Raw genomic sequence first — 20,468 nt, 5'->3', positions numbered from 1 at the left:
GCTACTCCCTTGTTTTCAGTGCTGCGATCAGATCCAGCTTGTCGAGCCTACGGCGCGCGACTGCGGCACACCCCAGTACCGAGGCAAGCATGATGATCGTCGCTTTGCCATAGGTTGCATTCTGAAGCACGAGTGGAACACGGTAGAGTTCGGTCTCAAATGCGCTCGTCATCCACCATGCAAGCACAAGGCCGATCGTGGCGCCGAGAGGAACGGCGAGCCATGTCAGCAAACCGACCTCCCCCAAGAGAATGTAGGAGATCTCCCAACGGGTGAAGCCCAGTATCCGCAATGTTGCAAGTTCTTGGGATCGCTCGGAGATGGCGATGCGGATCGAATTGTAGGTCACTCCCACCGAAAGTGTCATGGCAAACGCAAGGAAGAACCCGATGAAGATGAAGATCGTTTCGCCCATTGTTTTGTAGAATGTATCAATGGCAGCTTGTCGAAACTGGATGGAAGCTATGCCAGGGATGTCCTTCAATCTTGCAAGGAGGCCGGCTCGGCCGGCCGGGTCTACACGGATGTGCAGACCACTCACGACGCGATCGTCACCTGAAAGGCGGTCGAGCGCTCCCATCTCCATATAAGCGGGCTTGCCAATATAGGTCTCGAACACTCGTACCACGGGAACGTTGATCGAGTCTTGGTGCCCTTCCAGAAAGTGGACGAGAACAGTATCACCAATCTCAAGATGCAGAAGCTCTGCGAGTTTGCGAGAAACAACCAGGCCCGCAGGCGGGATTTCGAGGCGTCCGCGCGAAGCGTCGAATACGGGGCTCAGGTTTGCGCTAGCGGGCAAGCCGATTATACCCTGGCGTTCGCCAAGATGCCCCCGGCTTATTCGAGCCGGTGCGTAGCGATAGGGTTCGACCATCAGTACACCGTCGAGATTTTCGAAGTCGGTAACGGTTTTGAGCGGGCGAAGTTCGTTGAACGCGACAGTGGCGTCCTGGTGTTGTCCGCGTTCGAAAACCGTTTCGGCAAGAGAGTTGATTGCATCTACCCATTGGAGCGCCATGATCATGACAGCTGTAGACAATGCCAGCCCAAAACTAGTGAGCAATGCCCGTCCAGGCCATCTCGTGATCCGACGCATGATCATGCGGGTCGGCTCATCAAGCGTTCCAGCATACGCTGAACGCGTTGTAAACAGGCGCCGATAGACCGGCGGGGATGGCGGTTTCATAGCCTCCGCCGGCGGCAATCGAACGGCGCGATAACTTGCCGCCAGGCTGCCGGCGAACGCGGCAGTCAGACTGACTGTCGCGGATACCAGGAATGCGTCAGGACCAGGTCGGTAGAGCAGAAAGGGAAAGCGGTAGAATTTTGCGTAGAGTTCGGTGTTCCAGTGCCCAAGCCATGCGCCGACAATTGAACCAAGCCCAATGCCCACAGCTGCTATTGCTAGGACGAGCTTGAAATAGTGCCAACCGATCGTCCGATTGGGATAGCCAAGAGCTTTGAGCAGACCGATTTCCCGGCGTTCGGTATTGACGAGACGCGCCATCACCAGGTTTGTCAGGAAGGCCGCCACGGCGAGGAATATCGTCGGCATCACGCGGGACAGATTTTTCTGTTGGGCAATTTCGCTTTCGAGGAACCAGTTTGATGTCTGGTCGCTGCGACTGTAGGCCCCTATGCCACCGTATGGCTCAAGTATGCCATCGAGCCGACGAATAACATCGTTGACGTCAGCACCTGGCAACAGACTGAGTGCAACGCTGTTAAAGGACGCCTTGAGGTCGAAAGCCGCGGCTAAGGCATTCTTTCCCATCCAAAGGATGCCGAAACGCTCGTCATCCGGCATCAGTCCCCCTGGAGCAATGGCGTATACGAATTCCGGGCTAAGGGCGGTTCCCACGATCTGCAATTTGCGCTTGCGACCTTGCAATATGGCTTCAAAACTGTCTCCGGGCGTCAACCCATGCGCCTCGGCAAAGGGCTCGCTGACGACGACCTCATCGGGTCGGGTGGGGTCAACCAAACGTCCCAGACGGATCACGAGCGCATTCAAGAGTTGCGGGCCACGGTCGGGCAGGGAAATTATCTGCGCAACGACTGGCTCGACATAGCCGTCGACGTTGACGATAGCGCGCTCATCGATCCGTGTTTCGATCAGCCTGACGCCCGGGATCTCCGCTATGTCGCTGCTGCGATGGTCTAGCACACGTTTGGCGTGAGCGAATACATCGGCAAAGCGGGTCCGCTCATAATAGGCGGCTGTCGTTTCCTCAAGCGCCTCGATCGTCGTCAGTGACATGATCAGCAGTGCCGTGCCAGAAGCGATGACCAATGCGATCGCCAGAAGCTGAGCCTTCATTTTCCAGAGCTGCCGTAGGAGCTTTCGGTTGAGGCTTGTCATCGCGGCCAGTCACCAAATCAACTCACTGGGCGAGCGCTGCGTTGCGTTGCACCGTGTTTCAACGATGCGACCGTCCGCGAAATACAGGACACGATTGGCAATCTCGGCAATGACAGCATTGTGGGTAATTAGCGCAGTCGTGGTGCCTAGCTCCCGATTGATCTTGAGAACGGCCTCGAGCACGAGGATTCCGGTCTTGCTGTCGAGAGCGCCTGTCGGCTCGTCACAAAGCAACAAATCGGGCCGCTTTGCGATCGCCCGGGCGATCGCAACGCGCTGTTGTTCGCCGCCTGAAAGCTGTGCTGGAAAATGGTCAAGGCGATCGCCAAGTCCGACAAGTGTCAGCGCTTCGGTGGGCGACATCGGATCTTTGGCGATCTCGGTTACGAGAGCGACGTTTTCTCGTGCAGTCAGGCTTGGTATTAAATTGTAAAATTGAAAGACAAAGCCGACATGATTTCGTCTGTATAGATTGAGCGCACATTCGCTGTCGAGCGCAAGCGGCTTATTGCCAAAGCGTATTTGACCCGATGAGGGCTTGTCGAGACCACCGAGAATGTTGAGCAAGGTGGATTTACCGCTTCCAGAAGGCCCGAGCAGCACCACAAGTTCCGATTTGTAGAGTTCGACATCGACGCCACGAAGGGCAAAAACCTCAATGGCGCCCATCCGATAGATCTTCGTGAGGTTATGCGCCCCCAAGGCGATCGCTGCTCTTGCGGATTCCACTGGCCTACACCTTTGCTCGACCCGGACGCCAGACGTTCCGTGCACGCCTTATTGCGCAAAATAGCCTTCAATATCCGCGACATCGAATTTGACCAAGTCCTTTGCCAGTTCTGCGCTGACCACAGACCGAGTGTGGGTATCGAGCTGCCGACGCAGTTGGCCAAGGACGCGTGGGGGTGCAACGAGGACGAGGATCGTCATTTTCTTTTCGTGTGCCAGGGATGACATTCTGCGGGCAAGGCTGGAGACGAATCGATCCTCGGCCTGTTGATGCAAATCAGTCTGTTCAACCTTGCTGCGAGCGCCGCCCACCGATTGGTAGACCCTTCCTTCGCGATCGCTCCCCAGCATCCGCGTCGGCGCCTCCAAGTTTACGAAGGAGTCCATCACAACAAGGTTGAGACGTTCAACATCTCCATTATTGCGCATGAGAAGTGCACGGCCCCCGTCGCACGCCAAAATCCAGCAATCGTGTGGAATTTTCGGTTTCATCGGTGCGTCCTTTCCATTCACGGTTCTGACATTGTTTCAATGGGACATCAGAATGGGCAAATTGGCCTGCTTGAGCATGGATTTCGTGACGCCCCCGAGGATGAGCTCCAGAAGCTTGGAATGCCCGTAGGCACCCATGACAATCATGTCGGCGTTGATGTCCATTGCATGCCTTTGCAGCGTCTCGGTCACAAAGTGACCTGCGCTCGGCAGGGTCTCCACAGAGACATTGATGCCGTGGCGGGCGAGATACGTTGCGACATCGGCGCCCGGTTCGCCACCGCTCACCCTCAATGCGGCAACGGGGTCGACCATGGTGACGTGAACCGATTGCGCCATCTTCATCATTTCGAGCGCATCTCTTGCGGCATGGGCCGCGCTCGGGCGCGAATCCCAGGCGAGCAGTATCGTCCTCGGCTGCAGCGTCGCAATCGCACCGGGCGGAACGAACAGGACCGGGCGGCCCGCTTGGAAAAGCCCGCCGCTGACAATCTGAGACTTCAACTCATCGCGCGCAAATACGCCGGGGCCGGCGAGGATCAGATCCGCGTAGAGGGCTCTTTCACCGATATCGTAAGCGGGGCCTGCGACCTCTGCATACACACTGTCGACATCAAACGACAATCCGGCTGTTGCGAGGCGCTCGCGGATCCTGACTATGTGATCTGACAGCCGCTGCAGGTTGCGCTCGCGCACTTCCAGCCAGCTCGGCGATAGCGTCTGATAGCGTCCGGTGGGTACGGGGGCCATAGTGACGACCAGGGTGCTGAGATGTGCGCTCACCTCGCCGCCCAGGTTCATCGCGATGTCTAGATCCTCGGCGGCTCCATCGTCTGCGACCACGTTCAAAATCGTCTTGAATGACATGATATCCTCCCTTTGGCGGCCAGCGCTCCGCAAGGCGCTTGAACCCTTGCGGAGCGGAGCGCCGAGCCCGTTAGGCGGCCTTCACCTGGATCTTGCGATCGTTCTGTTGAGCCTCCTTGGTTTTTGGCAACGTGACCGTCAGCACGCCCTTCGAAAACGTCGCCGCAATATCTTCGGCTTTCACGCCCTGGGGCATCTTGAAGGTGCGCTGGAATGAGCCATAGCGCCGCTCGGACAGCACGTATTCCCTGTCCTTTTCTTCCTTGGCCTCCAGCTTTTCGCCGCGGATCGTCAGGTTTCCGTTCGACACCTTAACCTCGATGTCCTTTTCCTCGATCCCTGGCAACTCGGCGGTGATCTCGTAGCTCGCCTCCTTCTCGACGAGATCAATCGCCGGCGCGAGTGCCCAGGTCGGCAGAACGGTTGAGCTGTGAACATGCACGGGGTCAAACGACCGGCGCCAGAAGCTCGGAGTGAAGTCGTCGAACAGGCGGTCGATTTCGGCCCGCAAACCTTCAAAGGGCATCCACGATTGCGGGCGGGAGCGAGGGGCTTCGTCTTGCTTGATGGGGAGTTTCGTCGCTGTCTCAGTCATGACTGGTTTCTCCTTTGAGTAAACGTGGGGCCCGGTCGGCGACCGACAAAGGACATGGGAAAGAGGCGTATCGACCCTCTAGCCGCCTTTGGCCGTCGACCAGTAGACGAAGCGATTAGACCGCGATCTGCAAGCTGGTGCATTGACGCCCGTCAAAGCTGGCTCCGTCGCTGCTTTGACGCAGAGCAATGCAAGGCATGGCCGTTCGTGTTGTTGTTCACCAAGGCGCGACGTTCAGGGATTTCCAGATGACCCGGCGTGACATACGGCACATGATACAGGCGGTCCTGTTGAATTGGATTTTGCTGATCCTGATCGTTCTCATGATCGCTTCGGTCTTCAGTGTGCTCCTGATAAAGGGGGTTCTTCTCAAGGAAAGACAGGTCAGCACCGAGCCGTCTCAAGGTTTGGTCGCCTCCTGTTCCACCGTTCAGGCTTCCTGATAGCGCAGACTGCGTTCGCCGCCGAACCCATTGCTCGCAATTGGGCAAGCGCTCAATCCAGGCGCCCGGCGAGTGCCAAAGCCGCGCCCTTCAAAATCGCGTCGTCGCTGCGGATGATGAATATTGGTATCTGCGCAAGCCAGGCGGACCGTCGGCCCTTCGCTTCGAAAGCCGCTCGAAAAAGATCGGCCTTCAACCGTCGTTCCATTCTTCGCGGAATGGGCCCCCACAGATAAATGCCACCCCTGGCATCATAGAGAAGAGCGATGTCACCAGCGAACCTCGCCAGCCAGGTGGCGAAATTGTCCACGGCCTTTGCCGCCACCGCGTCGCTCCCGCTTAATGCCGCATCGATGATGCTGGAGGCCGGTGAGCCGCGCACGGCCTGACCCGCACTTTCGAGCAGCAACTCATAAAGATGGCAAAGACCGGCCTCCGACAGGAGGTTCTCGACCGAGACGTAGTCAGTCGCGCAACGGATGCGCTCGAAAATGTCAAATTCCCCACGCGTCTGGGGGGCAAAGGAGATGCTTCCCGCATGGGTTCGGTGCGCGGTCCACGCGCCATCGTCCGGGGTCAGCGACGTTACGCCGAGCGCCTGTCCGACGCTGATGATCGCCTTCGGCGCACCAGGCTCGACCGTTTGTCCGCTGATCAGTTTTGTGTCGTGTAAAGTCAGATGGGGTAAAACCAATGCCAGCGCGTCGAGCGCCTCGACCTTGAAAACTCGGGAGGGTGTAGTGCCCCAATCGAGTTGTTCTGCCAGATCATGATGAAGGCGATCTTCGTCGGTAGCCGGGCCGCCGTTTATGACCGCGATGCCGATTGCAGAGGTCGCGACGGGCGTTGACCTGATGTAGGCGGCCAGCGCGTCGGTCACACACGAAAAGGCGTTGTTGTCGAACTGTACGTAGTGGTCGATCGATAGCCGGTCGTAGTCCGTAACCGCAAGGCGTGTGTGTGTTTCGCCGATCTCCGCAACGATTGCCTGACGTGCCAACATGCCCACCGCAGATCCCTCCCATCTCGTTTACGAGATTGTGACGCAAGTCCACCGAACGTGCTTTGACGGCCGTCAAGGTCAGACCCCACGTCGGCGTTTATGATTTGCCGGTTTCTGAATGCTGGAGGCTTGGTATGAGATCCGTGATTTGGCTGGAGGACGTCAGACGAGGAGACATCGGTGACGTTGGCGGCAAAAATGCCTCGCTCGGCGAACTGATCAACGGGCTTTCCGGAAGCGGGATCAAGATTCCAGGCGGATTTGCCACGACGGCGCAAGCCTATTGGCGCTTCATCGATTTCAACGGCCTGCGCGAGCCAATAGGAGCACTTTTGGACGCATGGGAATCCGGCCGCGACACCCTTTCTCAAACCGGGACGGCTATCCGCGCCCTGATCCTGCAGGGTGTTTGGCCTCCCGAAATCGAGGAAGACCTGGTATCAGCCTATCGCAATTTGTCGAAAAGGCTCGGTGTCAAAACCGCGTCCGTCGCGGTGCGCTCGAGCGCCACCGCTGAGGATCTGCCAGCGGCGAGCTTTGCGGGGCAGCAGGAAAGCTACCTCAACATCGCTGGCGAACGAGCACTCATGGATGCCTGCCGCCGCTGCTACGCTTCCCTCTTTACGGATCGTGCCATAGCATATCGCCAGGCAAACGGCTTCGAGCAGATGAAGGTGGCGCTCTCGATCGGCATCCAGCAGATGGTGCGCTCCGACCTTGGCGCAGCCGGTGTCATGTTTTCAATCGAAACGGAGACCGGGTTCAATAAGGTTGCCGTCATCAATGCGAGCTGGGGGCTTGGCGAATATGTCGTCAAGGGCACCGTCGATCCGGATGAATATCGCGTCTTCAAACCGTTGCTCGGCATTCCTGACGTTGTGCCGATAATAGAAAAGCGGCGTGGCTCCAAGCAAAGAAAGCTCGTCTACGGCGATCGGTCAACCCCGACGCAAGGCGTCTTGACGAGCGTCGAGGAGAGGGCGGGGCTCGTCTTGAGCGACGAGGAGATTGTCAAGCTGGCCCGGTGGGCTGTCGCAATTGAGACGCACTATGAGTGCGCCATGGACATCGAATGGGCGAAAGACGGTCAAAACCACGAGATCTGGCTTGTCCAGGCACGCCCGGAGACCGTGCAGTCACGGGCGGCGACCAACCTGCTGTCGACCTACCGCATCAGTTCCAAGGGACGACCGCTCGCTCGGGGACTGGCGATCGGCAACGCCATAGCGGCCGCGCCCGTTTGCCTTGTCGAACAAGCGGGCAACCCTGATTGCTTTGTCGACGGCGCTGTTCTGGTTGCAGCGACGACCGATCCAGACTGGGTTCCGCTGATGAAACGTGCCTCAGCTATCGTCACCGACCATGGCGGCCGGACGTCGCACGCCGCGATCGTCAGCAGGGAGCTCGGTCTTCCCGCGATCGTCGGCGTTGGGAACGCAACGCAGTTGCTCCAACCGGGGCAAGTGGTCACGGTATGCTGTGCGGAAGGGGATGAGGGCACGATCTACCAGGGACGGGCGGACTTCGTCGCCGAGGAAACAGACCTCTCCGACATACCTGAAACGCGAACACAGGTGATGCTGAACCTTGCCGATCCGCAGGCTGCATCCAGGTGGTGGCGGTTGCCGGCCGACGGCATCGGGCTTGCGCGCATGGAGTTCGTGATATCGAATACCATCCAGATCCATCCGATGGCGCTTGTCCACTTCGACGGGTTGCGGGATCAAGCCGCCAGGGAAATGATCGACACCCTGACGAGACAATACAACGACAAGACCGAATACTTTGTGGACAAGCTCTCAGCCGGGCTGGCGCGACTTGCCGCTGTCGCGTTTCCGAAACCGATCATCGTTCGCATGAGCGACTTCAAGACCAACGAATATGCCGGTCTTTGCGGCGGAAGGCAGTTCGAACCGCGAGAGGAAAACCCGATGATCGGCTTTCGTGGAGCCTCTCGCTATCATTCACCCCGCTACAGGGATGGGTTCGTGCTGGAATGCCGTGCCATAAGGCGTCTTCGAGAGAGGATGGGTTTTGTGAATGTCGCGCTCATGATCCCCTTTTGCCGCTCTCCGCAGGAGGCGGAAAAGGTGTTGGATACAATGGCCGAGAATGGATTGAAGCGGGGCAACGGGCTTGAGATCTACATCATGTGCGAAATCCCTTCCAATGTCGTTCTGGCAGCGGAATTCGCGCGGCACTTTGACGGGTTCTATGTTGCGGCCGTCATCGCAACGCTGGGCGGCAGCGCAGAACTGGTGGTTTTTGCAGGTGGCGCGACGGGCGCGATCCTCAAGGATGCGCTCGCTGCAACGGCCATCCGCATCCATTCTGTAACGATAGCGGGATCCACCCGCATCGCATTTATGGTGCATGAAGATGAGACCGGGCTTGAGTATCGTTTTGTGCCGGAAGGTCCCGAAATTGTCGCAGACGACATTTGTGCAGTCTTGCAAGTCATTGACGAGTTCCAGGGAAACTATCTGGTTGCAAGCGGCAGCCTTCCGCGCAACGCGCCAGCCGATGTCTACGCTGAAATTGCCAGATGTGCGGACAAAAAGGGAACCAGGGTCATACTTGATTGCCCCGGAACGACGTTGCGCGACACCTTGGGCAAGGCTCCGGTCTTCCTCATCAAGCCGAGCCTTGAGGAGCTTGAGGTTCTTGCGGGGTGCCGACTGGACGAGGATGGCGTCGCAAGGACGGCATCAGCTCTGGTAAGGGACGGTGCCTCGGAATTCGTCGCGGTCACCCTCGGCCGTGAGGGTGCCTTGCTTGCAGGCGATTTCGGCACCCTGCGTGTGCCATCAAAGCATGTCGTCGCCAGATCCACGGTGGGCGCCGGAGACAGCTTCATTGGCGGACTTGTCTGGCTCCTTGAGGCAGGTGGGGCAATGGAAGATGCGTTTCGGTTCGGCATTGCAGCCGGTGCGGCAGCGGTAATGGCGCCGGCAGGGGAGCTTTGCCGGCGCGAAGATGTTTTTGCGAACTACGGTGAAGGCTGGTTGCCGGGCGGACCGTTAGGTCAGGCGATTTGATCGCCGACAAAGCCGAGGTCCCTGAGATGGGTTAGGTTTGTACCGGATCCTTGGCACGCCGAGCAGTGTCGATGCGAGCGTTTGAGTTTGAGGAACAGTTTGAGAAACGCGAACCGGCATATTTGCTGCAAACCGCTGGTAGAGTGATGCTAATGCCCTATGCTTCCAATCTCGACCTGCCGGCACCCCTTAGGCGCGTCCTGCCGGGCCATGCACAGGACATTTATCGCGAGGCATTCAATCACGCATTTGTCTCTCACCAAGACGATCCGCGCCAGGAACAGACTTCGCATCGAATAGCCTGGAGCGCCGTGAAACGGCGATATCTGAAGGTCGGGGGTGGCTGGCTTGAGCGTACCCCGGCGATTGACCAAAGGGAGTGAGGAACATGACCAGTCGCATCTTGGATCGGTCCGAGTGGCATATTTTCTTTGATAACATGGCAAAGGCCCTTCGAGGGAAGCGGGCGCAGGTCGAGATTACCGGCCTTCGACTGGGTGACCAGATACAGGCGAAATCTGTCCCGTTGGTCGGCATCACCTTCGATCCCAAGGGCGATCTTCTGGAGATTGCTATGGAGGGATTGGATCATCTCATTCACAAGCCCTCCAGCATTGCAATCCGCGAAGAGATCGATGGGCTCAGTGGTATTGAAATCGTGGATTCAGAAGAGCACCGCCAGATTGTCACCCTGACGAGCCCGCTTATGCTTTCCGCGCCACCGGAATGAGCAGGAAGATACGACCTTTCCCCGGAATGTGGCCAGGAAGGCTTGGCCTGACTTGAATTCAGTTGAGGTGCGTGATGAAGGCGATGGTACTTGAAAAGCCTGGGACACCCCTGGTTCTCAAGACCCTTGCCGACCCGCGCCCAAGCCCTGGCGAAATCCGAATACGCGTGGAGGCTTGCGCCGTCTGTCGCACCGACCTCCACGTCGTTGACGGAGAGCTCGATCACCCGAAACTCCCCCTGATACCTGGCCACGAAATCGTCGGGGTGGTCGAAACCGTCGGCGAGAATGTTGATTGGACACTTGTTGGTAGCCGAGTTGGCGTGCCGTGGCTGGGCTTTACTTGCGGGCATTGCTCCTATTGCCGTGCCGGCCAGGAGAACCTGTGCGACAAGCCGCTGTTCACGGGGTTTACCCGCGATGGCGGATTTGCCACCCACGTCGTCGCCGACCAGCGATTTTCCTTCAAGTTGGAGTTCGCGCACGATCCGGTGGCCGTCGCTCCGCTTCTCTGCGCCGGGCTTATCGGCTGGAGGTCGCTCAAAAAGACAGGATACGCAAAGCACATCGGCCTTTTTGGCTTTGGCGCCGCTGCCCACATCATTACCCAGATCGCCATATGGCAAGGGCGAGAAATCTATGCCTTCACACGACCCGGCGACGTTTCGGCCCAGCAGTTCGCAATCAGTCTCGGCGCAAGCTGGGCCGGTGGTTCGGACGAGACACTTGAAGAGGTGCTTGACGCCGCTATCATCTTTGCGCCAGCGGGCGATCTCGTGCCAACGGCGCTACGCGCAGTGCGTAAGGGAGGGCGCGTCGTATGCGGCGGCATACATATGAGCGATATTCCTCAAATGTCCTATTCCATTCTCTGGGGCGAACGGCAAATCGCTTCGGTCGCAAACCTGACGCGGGCAGATGCCTTCGAGTTCTTTCCCGTCGCTGAAAGAGCCAAGGTAAAGACCCACACTGTCGTCTATCCCCTCGAAAGAGCGAACCAAGCCCTCGATGATCTGCGCCACGGCAGACTGAACGGGGCAGCCGTCATCGTGCCGTAAACCGGAATGAGGAGCGGACAACGCTGTGCGCCGCTTGCTGCCGTTGGAGTGTAAATGATGCGCTTTTCTGATCGATCCGAGGCAGGCAGGCAGCTCGCTCGAGCTCTTGAGCACTATCGCGGCCACGATATCGTGGTGCTTGGCCTCGTTCGCGGGGGCTTGCCGGTCGCCGCTGAAGTTGCATCCCATCTTCAAGCGCCTCTCGATGTCATGCTGGTCCGCAAGATTGGCGTTCCATGGTACCTGGAACTCGCGATGGGGGCAGTCGTTGACGGCAACAAGCCAATTGTTGTGCGGGAGGAAGAGGTGATCGCCCTGGCGCGCGTGACGGAAGCGCAGTTCAACGCCGCCTGCGAGCGGGAAATCGCCGAAATCGAGCGTCGCAAAGAAGTATACCTTGCCGGTCGCGCTCCCATCAATATTGCAAACCGCATCGCGATCGTCGTTGATGACGGCATAGCCACCGGAGCGTCGATCCGGGCAGCGATCGAAGGCATCAGGAAACGCCGGCCTGCAAGAATAGTTGTCGCGGTCCCGGTCGCTTCCCCGGATTCGGTTGCGTCGCTTCGACCAAGAGTGGATGAAGTCTGTTGCCTGGTTTCCCCGCAGCAGATGGGATCCGTTGGTTCCTTCTACCAAGAATTTCCGCAGCTGAGCGACGACGACGTCATGCGGGTGCTTGCCGCCCACAGCGACTAGGTTCTTGTCGGTTGTCGCCTTGTCCTGGCCATATCGGGCCGCATGTCGTTCGAACCGTGAAATCCTCCAGGCTCTGCATAAAGTAGATCAATCGTCCATCCTTGCCAAGGATTGGCCGGTTCGAGATCTTCCAGAACTTTGTGACAAAGCCGCCTTCGGGGCGCCGCATGTCATAACGCTGTGAAGACATCACGTCATCGGTTTGTCGTTTAAAGACGCGCTCTAGCGAGGCATAAAGGTTGGCGATGCCATCTGCGTCTGGATCCGTCGGATCGTCTGGCAGAGCGTCAAAGATCGGCTTGCCGATGATCCTGGCAGGGTCGGCCATGGTGGCCGCCGCATATGCATCGTTGATGTCGACGATGTTTAGCCCTTTGCAGGGATCCAGAAGCAGGCAGGCCTCGGAGCTGGAGGCAAATCTGTCGCGAAACTCCCGGCGCTGCAAGGCGGCCTGCAGCGGGTCAATCTCGACCTCGAAACCCTCACGGGAAGAAAGGAGAATGGCCTGCTCGCGCAGTGCGGCCGCCAGCAATACCCTGATGGTCCTGCGCTCGGCCTCGCCTATTTCGGCTTTCAGAAGGTTTTGAAACCGCTCGATATTCTGGCGCAAAATGAAGGCCTGCATCACAACCTTCATAATACCTATTTTTTGATTTGCTAACATTAAAACTGGGCGACAAAAAGTCAATTCCGGCAAGTGTCCTCGGCGCACTCCAGAACGGAGCGGAGCCACCGCGGTATTTGGATATCGCAAGAGGTGCCCGGTGCTGTCGGATATGCTGCGATCTGGAAAATGAGCAATCTCAGAGATTTGACCAGTTTCCAACCGTGCCGGCAACGCTTCATAGCTTGAAGGCAAGTTGTTCGAACAAATATAGATCGAGCGGCCTTGCCTTCGCCGTATTGGGTTTTGGACGCAGCGTTAGGTGCGGTGCCGACGGGAGGGATGTGTAGGTAGAGTGTCAAGTTGCGCAGCATCAATGCCGAACCGTGCAAAGTCGGCAATATAAGACGGACGGCGCTTCGCACGTCCGGTTGTGCGACGGGAGGTTGCTCAATTTTAGACGAGGGAAGAGGCTCGACAGGATAGTCCTTTCTGAAGGCAGGATCATCAGATGGTTATGGGGCGGCTGACACGAAGGCATGTTCTTGCAATGGCAATCGCAGCAGGCCTATGGGTGGCTGAAGCCCCAGTGGGCCACGCCACGAATGTAACCATCCGCGTCGGCCATTTCCCAAACATTACTCATGTTCAGGCGCTGGTGGCTAGGAGCTTTGAACATCGCGGGCAAAGCTGGTTCGCCGACAGGTTAGGACCAGGCGTCGTTATCGAATGGTATGCCTACAACGCCGGCCCGAGCGCCATGGAAGCAATTTTTGCCGGCAGTCTGGATCTTGCCTACGTCGGGCCGAACCCGGCAATCAATGCCTATGCACGTTCCGCTGGAGCCGAGGTCAGGATTGTGGCCGGCGCCGTGAACGGCGGCTCTGCTCTTGTGGTGCAGCCAGGAGAAAAGCTTGCCACACCGATGGATTTCCGCGGGAAACGGATCGGGACACCTCAGTTCGGAAATACTCAGGACGTCGCAGCCCGAGCTTGGCTACGAGAAGGCGGCTTGCGAATTACGCAGGCCGGCGGGGACGCCTCTGTGGTGCCGACCGCAAACCCCGAGCAGTTGTCTCTCTTCAAAACCCGACAGCTGGATGCTGTGTGGACTGTCGAGCCGTGGGTTTCTCGTCTTGAACTGGAAGCGAGCGGCAAGGTGTTGATCGAGGAAAGGCAGGCGGTCACGACGGTGCTCGTATCAAGGGTTGGGTTTCTTGAGCAATACCGCGATCTCGTGCATCGATTTGTCCAGGCTCACCGCGAACTCGGAGACTGGATCAGCGCGCACCCCCAGGAAGCTCAGACTATGGTCCGCGAAGAACTGAAAGCGGATTTTCGGGTGACGATGTCCCCGGATCTTGCATCTCGGGCATGGCCGCGCATGTCGGTGACCAGCGATATCGCGCTATCCGCCTTGCAGGAGTATGTGGCAAAAGCACAACGTGTCGGCTTCCTGGATGCGGTCCCCGATCTGTCTCAGCTGGTCATACTGCCATGACCAACCGCGCGCCTTTTGTTGGAGCAACCACGCCGCATTGCAGCCTCGCGACGAGCAAGCTCGACGTTCAATCGGTCTCGAAATGGTTTCGAACGTCTCGTGCCAACGTGCACGCTCTGGCCGACGTATCGATGCAGGTTGCCGCCGGTCAGATCGTTTGCGTCGTTGGCCCGAGCGGCTGCGGCAAGTCGACGCTCCTCGACATCATCGCCGGGCTGACGCAACCAGATGCCGGTCAGGTGTTTGCGGACGGCCAGGAGGTCGCAGGTCCTGGCCGAGAGCGGTTGGTCGTGTTTCAGGAACCTTCGCTTTTTCCGTGGTTGAACGTGTTTGGCAACGTGATGTTCGGTCTGAGGCTTTGCCCGGAGCTTCGTGGCGACGAGCGCCGGGACATCGCGCATCACTACCTTTCGCTTGTAGGACTGGAAAAGTTTGAAAAGGCGCACGTCCACGAATTGTCGGGCGGCATGAAGCAGCGCGTCGCGCTTGCGCGTGCGCTGGCGCCTGATCCGCAAGTGCTCTTGATGGACGAACCATTTGGCGCGCTCGACGCAATGACGCGGGAGCACCTCTACGACGACGTGCAGAAGATCTGGGCTGACAGTCGTAAGACGGTGGTCTTCGTGACGCACAACATGCGCGAAGCAGCATGCCTGGGCGATCGCATCTTGCTGATGTCGCGTGCTCCAGGAACTATCGCGCGAAGTTTTGACATCCCGCTGTCGCGCCCTCGCAGCATATACAATGCCGAGTTGGTGGCTCACGCGGCAGCGGTTGCCGATGCGCTCCGCGGCACCATGGGAGGCGGCGAGCCGGAATGAGGCGGGCAGTGGTCGTTGCGGCATTCTTTGCTGGGCTGCTCATCATCTGGGAGCTGGCCGCCGATACCGGCTGGTGGTCGCCAGTCCTTTTCCCTTCGGCAGTGAGCGTTGCCCGGTACCTCTGGGGCGCAATGAACGACGGTACGCTTCTCGAAGCAATTCGCGTTACGCTCCAACGGCTGCTGCTTGGATACGTGATCGGGGCGGCAATTGGTCTCCCGCTCGGCGTTCTGACAAGTTCGTCGAAGATCATGGAGGACACGCTTGGTTCATTGGCACTTGGCCTGCAGACCCTGCCGAGTGTGTGCTGGGTGCCCTTCGCCGTGCTATGGTTCGGGCAAACCGAGAGTGCGATGCTGTTTGTCGTCGTAATGGGTACGGTCTGGTCGGTGATAATTGCTACCAATCACGGAGCTCGAACCATCCCGCCGATTTATGCAAAGGCCGCACGGACCATGGGATCCAGGGGATTGCACTTGTGGATGATGGTCATGTTGCCTGCCTCCTTGCCGTTCCTCGTCAGCGGCATGAAGCAGGGGTGGGCGTTTGCATGGCGCTCTTTGATGGCTGCCGAGATCTTCGTGACGATCCTGACCGGTTTCGGTCTCGGTCAGTTGCTTCACTATGGGCGTGAATTGAATGCAATGGATCAGGTGATCGGCGCGATGATGGTGATCGTCTTGATCGGCCTGCTTGCGGATCGAATTCTGTTTGCGCCCTGGGAACGTTTCCTGCATCGCAGGTGGGGCATGGATGGCGGATGAAGTTGTTCTATCCTTGCGACCTGACGTTTTTTGATCGTGCGTGAGCCCCACTTTTAGAGCTCGCCTGATATTTCCCTTCTATTTCGGTCAAGTTCCTCACTGTAGCGCCTCAAGGTATGGCTCTCCGTCAGCATACCGAGCACGCGTTGCTCAACCAGGTCGTTGACAACCGCAAGCGCTTCACTTTCGCTTTGGTCGAAGATCGCGACCGCCTGCCTGGCATTCTGGTGGGAAGCAGAACGTCTTTCTTGAATTGCGCGAACGTTCGGATCTGTGCGGCCTCGTTTTCTCCTTCGATAAGATTGGAATGGACATCCGCGACGAGCGCGAGCCCGGCATACTTTCCGTTCTGGTCGACCAGGACGACCCGCTGGGTCGAACCGATCGGAAACGTGTTCCTGAATTCGCGCACAAGCATTTCCGCGTTTGCCGTTCGGACATCCGCTCGCATGAGCTTGTCGACGGTAAGATTGCGGATCCACCCCACGTCGTGTGCGCTGCGGATTGTCTCGCCGCGCAAGTGGAAGCGCCAGGTGGCGAACGAATAGCAGAATAGCGTTCTGACGATGAAGGATGATGTAATGACCGAGGCAAGCACCAGGACGGTCATGGGAAAATCGCCTGTCACCTCAAGCGCAAGGAATGTCATTGTCAACGGGCCGCCGATGACGGCGACCGCAAGTGAACTCATGCCAACCACCGCGTAGCTTGCCGGAGCCAACGTCGCTGCGCTCAATGCGGGTGCCGCGAAAGCAAATAGCTTTCCAAGCAACGCCCCCATGAACAGAGAAGCAAAAAAGAGCCCGCCGCGAAAGCCCGAGCCGATCGAAACGGCCGACGCAATCGCCTTGAGCAAGAAAAGCACCAAAAGACTGGAAATCGCCACGTCGGCTTCGAGGTTGACATGCAGTGCCCCGTGGCCCCCCGACAGAACCTGCGGACTGGCCAAAGCTAAAAGACCTACGATCATTCCGCCAACCGTCGGCCTTGCGAAGCCCGGTATTGTACTCTTGCGCGCTGTCTCCTCGATGAACGCGACACTCTGCATGAGCAGAATGCCAACGCCGCCGCAGATGGCGCCGAGTACAAGTGCCGGGACGTAATCGGCCGGGACGACCGTGCCGACGCTACCCACATCGATGCCCGCGTCGCTTGCCGTCAGCAGACGGGCAACAAGGTTTCGCGCTTAGCGCCGATGCCACCACTGGTGTCAGGGATACGATTGTATAGGCGCCGATGATCAGCTCGAAGCGTAAAAGGCGCCGGTCAACGGCGCATTGAATGCGGCGGCGATCGCTCCGGCAGCTCCGCAGCCCACGAGAATGCGCATGTCCGAGCGGCGCAGCTTCAGCCTGCTGCCAAATTTGGATGCTATTCCCGAGGCAACCTGGGTGTAACCCGCTTCAAGGCCAACTGAAGCGCCAAAACCGTTCGAGACAAGGTTCTGAACAGCGACGATGAGGCTGTCCGTCAAAGAAAGTCGGCCGCCATGAAGAGCGTTGGCTTCGATCGGATCCACAAGAGGTCGCTTCCGCCATCTCGCGAGCAATAGCAGGATTGCTCCAAGGAGCATGCCGCCGGCAATCGGGGCGACGAGAACGAGGATCTTCTCGTCGACGGCTTCTCCACTCAGCCGTTCTCCCGCTTCCAAATTGAAGATCAGGGAATGCATCGTCCTGGCGATGATCGTCATGATCACGACGCACAGCCCAGCTGCGCCCCCCGCCAGCGTTCCCGCAAGTACAAGACCCAGCTCCGTTCGGCGGCAGCCTGCGCATCAATTCCACACTCAGGTACCGGTAAAGCACCGATGGTCGAAGCTTTCGCAAGCGCTTGATGGGACTAGGAATTCGGGCCGGGTCCTGAGCCATCGTTCTTTCCGGTACATCGCCTAACGTTCTCGGGCACACCTTAGCGCGCCCATCACGGCAAGGGATTTAATAGGCTGAATCAGCTTGTCAAACTCATTCCAGCGTCAGGCCGCTGCAATCTGGATAAAGCCTCGATAGATCATGTATCCGGCCACAACGAAGATCATCACGGCGAACATTGTGTTCAACGCGCCCTTGCGTGCCGCAAGTCTGCCGGCCAAGGCCGCACCTATCATGCCGCCAACAACGCCGCCGGCGACGAAGGCTCCAGCAAGCGGCCAATCGACGAGGCCGGACACGGCGTAGTTCGCGGCCGTCGTCAGGCCGAAGGCGGTAACCGCCACGAGTGATGAGCCAACCGCGAAAAGAATCGGCATACCCGTGGAAGCCATCAATCCGGGCACGATCAGGAACCCACCACCGATGCCGAAAAAACCGGAGAAGATGCCAGTAAGCCCGCCAAACGCGATGACCTTCGGCGCGTTTTCACGCGAGCAATGCGCACCTGGATTACCTTTGACTGCACGGCCCTTGAGCATTAGCACGCCGACCAAAACCATGACAAAGGCAAACGCCAAGAGCAGATGTTGTCCGTCCACGAGCTTTCCCATGGTCGAGCCAAGATAAGCCCCGGCAATTCCGGCGAGGCTGTATATGCTGGCGCAGCGCCATTTGACATGACCGAGGCGTGCATGACCCATCAGATTGGCAAGGGCGTTGGCGGCGACCGCAAAGGCGCTTGTGCCGATCGCCAGGTGCGGATTCGGAACTCCAACCACATAGGCCATCAACGGGACCGCAAGAATGGAACCGCCGCCGCCAAACAGACCGAGGGCCAGTCCGACAAGCCCTCCGGAGAAAGCGCCGAGCGTGTACTGTATTGGTTCGAGCGTCATGTTATGAACTCTGGTGGAACTCGCCGTGGTCAAGCGGGCTTTTTTTCAGCTTCGTTGCTGGGACTCCACTGACCGTTGCGACTATCGCGACGCCAGTGCCGTACGTGCGAACGCAAAGCGATATACGATCATCCCCATGAGCATGGCGCCCACAAAAAGACCCGCTTGCCATCGGCCCGTTGTCAAAGCGGCGATTGCAGGACCGGGGCAGAGCCCGACCATTCCCCAGCCGACCCCGAAAAGCACGGCGCCGGCAACGAGGCGGGCATCAGGTCCTGTCTTCGGGGGTACATGGAACTGGTCGTCGAAGAGCGGGGTCTGCCATCGATTGCGGACAACGTAGGCAAGCGTTGAAGGTATGAGTGCGCCACCCATGACGAAGGCAAGCGATGGGTCCCAGTTGCCAAAAACATCGAGAAAAGCGCGCACGCGCGCGGGATTGATCATGTCGGAGACGACAAGCCCGGCTCCAAAGAGCAGGCCACAGACAATGGCCGAAGCTATTTTTGCGAACATCAGAGGGCTCCCGCGAAAAGACGCATGGCGAACACGGTGAGCGCTGCAACCGTCATGAAGGTCAATGTTGCAACGATCGAGCGCGGTGACAGTCGCGCCAGTCCGCAGACGCCATGGCCGCTGGTGCAGCCAGAGCCGAGACGGGTTCCAAAGCCGACGAGGAGGCCGCCGATGAGAAGGAGAGGCAAGGATGACGTTACTTCTATGTCTGGTTGGCGGAGGAACGTGGCCGCGGCAAAGGCGCCGCCGAGAATTCCTGCGAGAAATCCCAGGGCGAGCTTGCTGCTACCAGTTCCAGTCAGACCTGCAGCTGCCGCGACGAGCCCGGAAATCCCGGCAGTTCGACCAGTCGTCAGGAGATAAAGTCCGGCCGATAGACCGATGAGAAGGCCGCCTGACAGCGGCCACAAGAAGTTGATTTCGCTCATTTCGCTCACAAAACGTTCAATGGGATCTTGAGGTATCGAACGCCGTTTTCTTCGGGCGGCGGAAATTGACCTGCGCGCATATTGACCTGCACCGAGGGCAAAATGAGCTTGGGCATTGGTAGCGTCGTGTCGCGCTCGGTGCGCATACTGTAAAATTCATCCTCGCTGACACCGTCATGTACATGGATGTTGTCAGACCGTTGGGCACCAACGGTCGTCTCCCATGCGTAGTGATCGCGATGAGGTGCCTTGTAGTCGTGGCAAAGATACATGCGAGCCTCGTTCGGGAGCGCCATGAGGCGCCTTATCGACCGGTAAAGCAGCCGTGCGTCGCCGCCGGGGAAATCGCAGCGCGCCGTCCCGTAGTCGGGCATGAACAACGTGTCTCCCGGGAAGACTGCGTCGCCGACGACGTAAGCGAGGCAGGCCGGCGTGTGACCGGGCACATGCAGCACTGTTGCATCCAATGTGCCGATCTTGAAGCGATCACCATCGTTGAAGAGCCGGTCGAACTGGCTGCCATCCCGCTGAAATTCTGTGCCGGCATTGAAGATCTTGCCAAAAACGTCTTGGACGCGAACGATCTCGTGCCCGATGGCAAGTTTCCCGCCGACTTCCGCTTGGAGCAGGGGAGCGGCCGAAAGATGGTCGGCATGGGCATGCGTTTCCAAGAGCCAGCAAACGTCAAGACTTTCAGATTTTACGTAATCAATGACAGGCCCAGTCGAATTGCCTGATGTGCGCCCTGAGGCGGCATCGTAGTCAAGCACGCTGTCGATGATCGCGCAGGCATTCGATTGCGGGTCGCGTACAACGTGGCTCACCGTGAACGTTTGCGGGTCGAAGAATGACTTTACAATTGGGCGTTTGGCTGGGTCCTGAAGTGCGTGCTCGATGAGTGCGCGGGCAGATTGCAAGGGGTGGTCGATGACGGAGCCGATCATGTCGCGTGGTGTCCTCTGTGGATCGTTTAATATATATATGTTTACATTAATTAGGCAAGTCTGTATTGAATGGAATCGAACAAGCTCGGCTGACGCCGTAAACA

Annotated in this window: 20 protein-coding genes and 1 pseudogene; 8 read left to right on the top strand and 13 right to left on the bottom strand. The window is 58.3% G+C overall.

The genetic code is table 11. From position 1 onward, the window contains the following. Position 1: 1 nt before the first annotated feature. From IB272_RS31035 to IB272_RS31005, 7 genes are all read right to left on the bottom strand, one after another. Complete coding sequence (locus tag IB272_RS31035) at positions 2-2,365, bottom strand: ABC transporter permease (protein ID WP_192445692.1); 2,364 nt, start codon at positions 2,363-2,365, stop codon at positions 2-4. Positions 2,366-2,374: 9 nt separating this feature from the next. Continuing rightward, the gene (locus tag IB272_RS31030; protein WP_192445691.1) at positions 2,375-3,094 is read right to left on the bottom strand and encodes an ABC transporter ATP-binding protein; all 720 of its coding nucleotides are present in this window, start codon (positions 3,092-3,094) and stop codon (positions 2,375-2,377) included. A gap of 48 nt (positions 3,095-3,142) precedes the next feature. Beyond that, positions 3,143-3,586, bottom strand: coding sequence for a host attachment family protein (locus tag IB272_RS31025; RefSeq protein WP_192445690.1), 444 nt, complete (start codon positions 3,584-3,586; stop codon positions 3,143-3,145). 36 nt (positions 3,587-3,622) lie between these two features. Next, positions 3,623-4,453, bottom strand: coding sequence for a universal stress protein (locus tag IB272_RS31020; RefSeq protein WP_192445689.1), 831 nt, complete (start codon positions 4,451-4,453; stop codon positions 3,623-3,625). A 70-nt stretch (positions 4,454-4,523) separates the two neighbouring features. Further along, entirely contained in the window at positions 4,524-5,048 is a 525-nt protein-coding gene (locus IB272_RS31015; protein WP_192445688.1) for an Hsp20/alpha crystallin family protein, read from the bottom strand. A 152-nt stretch (positions 5,049-5,200) separates the two neighbouring features. Then, entirely contained in the window at positions 5,201-5,452 is a 252-nt protein-coding gene (locus IB272_RS31010) for a hypothetical protein (protein ID WP_192445687.1), read from the bottom strand. Positions 5,453-5,543: 91 nt separating this feature from the next. Beyond that, positions 5,544-6,494, bottom strand: a complete 951-nt coding sequence (locus IB272_RS31005) for a glucokinase (protein ID WP_192445686.1) — start codon at positions 6,492-6,494, stop codon at positions 5,544-5,546. 62 nt (positions 6,495-6,556) lie between these two features. Between IB272_RS31005 and ppsA the strand changes: the two genes are divergently transcribed. The 5 genes from ppsA to IB272_RS30980 all read left to right on the top strand — a co-directional run bounded on the left by ppsA (position 6,557) and on the right by IB272_RS30980 (position 12,019). Next, positions 6,557-9,532, top strand: coding sequence for a phosphoenolpyruvate synthase (gene ppsA / locus IB272_RS31000; protein ID WP_348646832.1), 2,976 nt, complete (start codon positions 6,557-6,559; stop codon positions 9,530-9,532). 71 nt (positions 9,533-9,603) lie between these two features. Beyond that, positions 9,604-9,915 carry a ChaB family protein gene (locus tag IB272_RS30995; protein WP_348646831.1) on the top strand — a complete coding sequence of 104 codons (312 nt, stop codon included), beginning with the start codon at positions 9,604-9,606 and terminating at the stop codon, positions 9,913-9,915. A gap of 5 nt (positions 9,916-9,920) precedes the next feature. Continuing rightward, positions 9,921-10,262 (top strand): DUF5335 family protein, encoded by a 342-nt coding sequence (locus IB272_RS30990; protein ID WP_192445685.1) that lies wholly within the window; start codon positions 9,921-9,923, stop codon positions 10,260-10,262. Positions 10,263-10,336: 74 nt separating this feature from the next. Next, a complete protein-coding gene (locus tag IB272_RS30985; protein WP_192445684.1) occupies positions 10,337-11,320 on the top strand; it encodes a zinc-dependent alcohol dehydrogenase family protein in 984 nt (327 codons plus the stop codon). 54 nt (positions 11,321-11,374) lie between these two features. After that, complete coding sequence (locus IB272_RS30980; protein ID WP_348646830.1) at positions 11,375-12,019, top strand: phosphoribosyltransferase family protein; 645 nt, start codon at positions 11,375-11,377, stop codon at positions 12,017-12,019. Here the strand turns inward: IB272_RS30980 and IB272_RS30975 are convergent. Further along, positions 11,988-12,644 carry a diguanylate cyclase gene (locus IB272_RS30975; RefSeq protein ID WP_192445683.1) on the bottom strand — a complete coding sequence of 219 codons (657 nt, stop codon included), beginning with the start codon at positions 12,642-12,644 and terminating at the stop codon, positions 11,988-11,990. The two genes, IB272_RS30980 and IB272_RS30975, sit on opposite strands and share 32 nt — an antisense overlap. A gap of 529 nt (positions 12,645-13,173) precedes the next feature. On the opposite strand from IB272_RS30975, the gene IB272_RS30970 reads away from it, so the two are divergent. The 3 genes from IB272_RS30970 to IB272_RS30960 are packed head-to-tail and all read left to right on the top strand — an operon-like array spanning position 13,174 to position 15,709. Continuing rightward, the gene (locus IB272_RS30970) at positions 13,174-14,124 is read left to right on the top strand and encodes an ABC transporter substrate-binding protein (protein ID WP_246810484.1); all 951 of its coding nucleotides are present in this window, start codon (positions 13,174-13,176) and stop codon (positions 14,122-14,124) included. Next, positions 14,121-14,945: an ABC transporter ATP-binding protein gene (locus IB272_RS30965; protein WP_192445681.1), complete on the top strand. Its 825-nt coding sequence runs from the start codon at positions 14,121-14,123 to the stop codon at positions 14,943-14,945. Before IB272_RS30970 ends, IB272_RS30965 begins: the two co-directional genes overlap by 4 nt. An 8-nt stretch (positions 14,946-14,953) precedes the next feature. Then, positions 14,954-15,709: an ABC transporter permease gene (locus IB272_RS30960; RefSeq protein ID WP_348646829.1), complete on the top strand. Its 756-nt coding sequence runs from the start codon at positions 14,954-14,956 to the stop codon at positions 15,707-15,709. Between the two features lie 127 nt (positions 15,710-15,836). Here the strand turns inward: IB272_RS30960 and IB272_RS30955 are convergent. The 5 genes and pseudogenes from IB272_RS30955 to IB272_RS30935 all read right to left on the bottom strand — a co-directional run bounded on the left by IB272_RS30955 (position 15,837) and on the right by IB272_RS30935 (position 20,364). Then, positions 15,837-17,282, bottom strand: a pseudogene (locus tag IB272_RS30955) (chloride channel protein). A 402-nt stretch (positions 17,283-17,684) separates the two neighbouring features. Continuing rightward, a complete protein-coding gene (locus IB272_RS30950; protein ID WP_192445679.1) occupies positions 17,685-18,476 on the bottom strand; it encodes a sulfite exporter TauE/SafE family protein in 792 nt (263 codons plus the stop codon). 81 nt (positions 18,477-18,557) lie between these two features. Next, a complete protein-coding gene (locus IB272_RS30945) occupies positions 18,558-18,992 on the bottom strand; it encodes a YeeE/YedE family protein (RefSeq protein ID WP_192445678.1) in 435 nt (144 codons plus the stop codon). Continuing rightward, a complete protein-coding gene (locus IB272_RS30940) occupies positions 18,992-19,420 on the bottom strand; it encodes a YeeE/YedE thiosulfate transporter family protein (protein WP_210339542.1) in 429 nt (142 codons plus the stop codon). The genes IB272_RS30945 and IB272_RS30940 overlap by 1 nt, the downstream gene beginning before the upstream one ends. A gap of 5 nt (positions 19,421-19,425) precedes the next feature. Next, entirely contained in the window at positions 19,426-20,364 is a 939-nt protein-coding gene (locus tag IB272_RS30935; protein ID WP_192445677.1) for an MBL fold metallo-hydrolase, read from the bottom strand. Between the last annotated feature and the right edge of the window lie 104 nt (positions 20,365-20,468).

The organism is Ensifer sp. ENS08, from assembly GCF_014852195.1.
Classification (GTDB): Bacteria; Pseudomonadota; Alphaproteobacteria; order Rhizobiales; family Rhizobiaceae; genus Ensifer; species Ensifer adhaerens.
The sequence above is the reverse complement of the archived record's forward strand: the minus strand, read 5'-3'. Positions and strand labels throughout refer to the sequence as shown.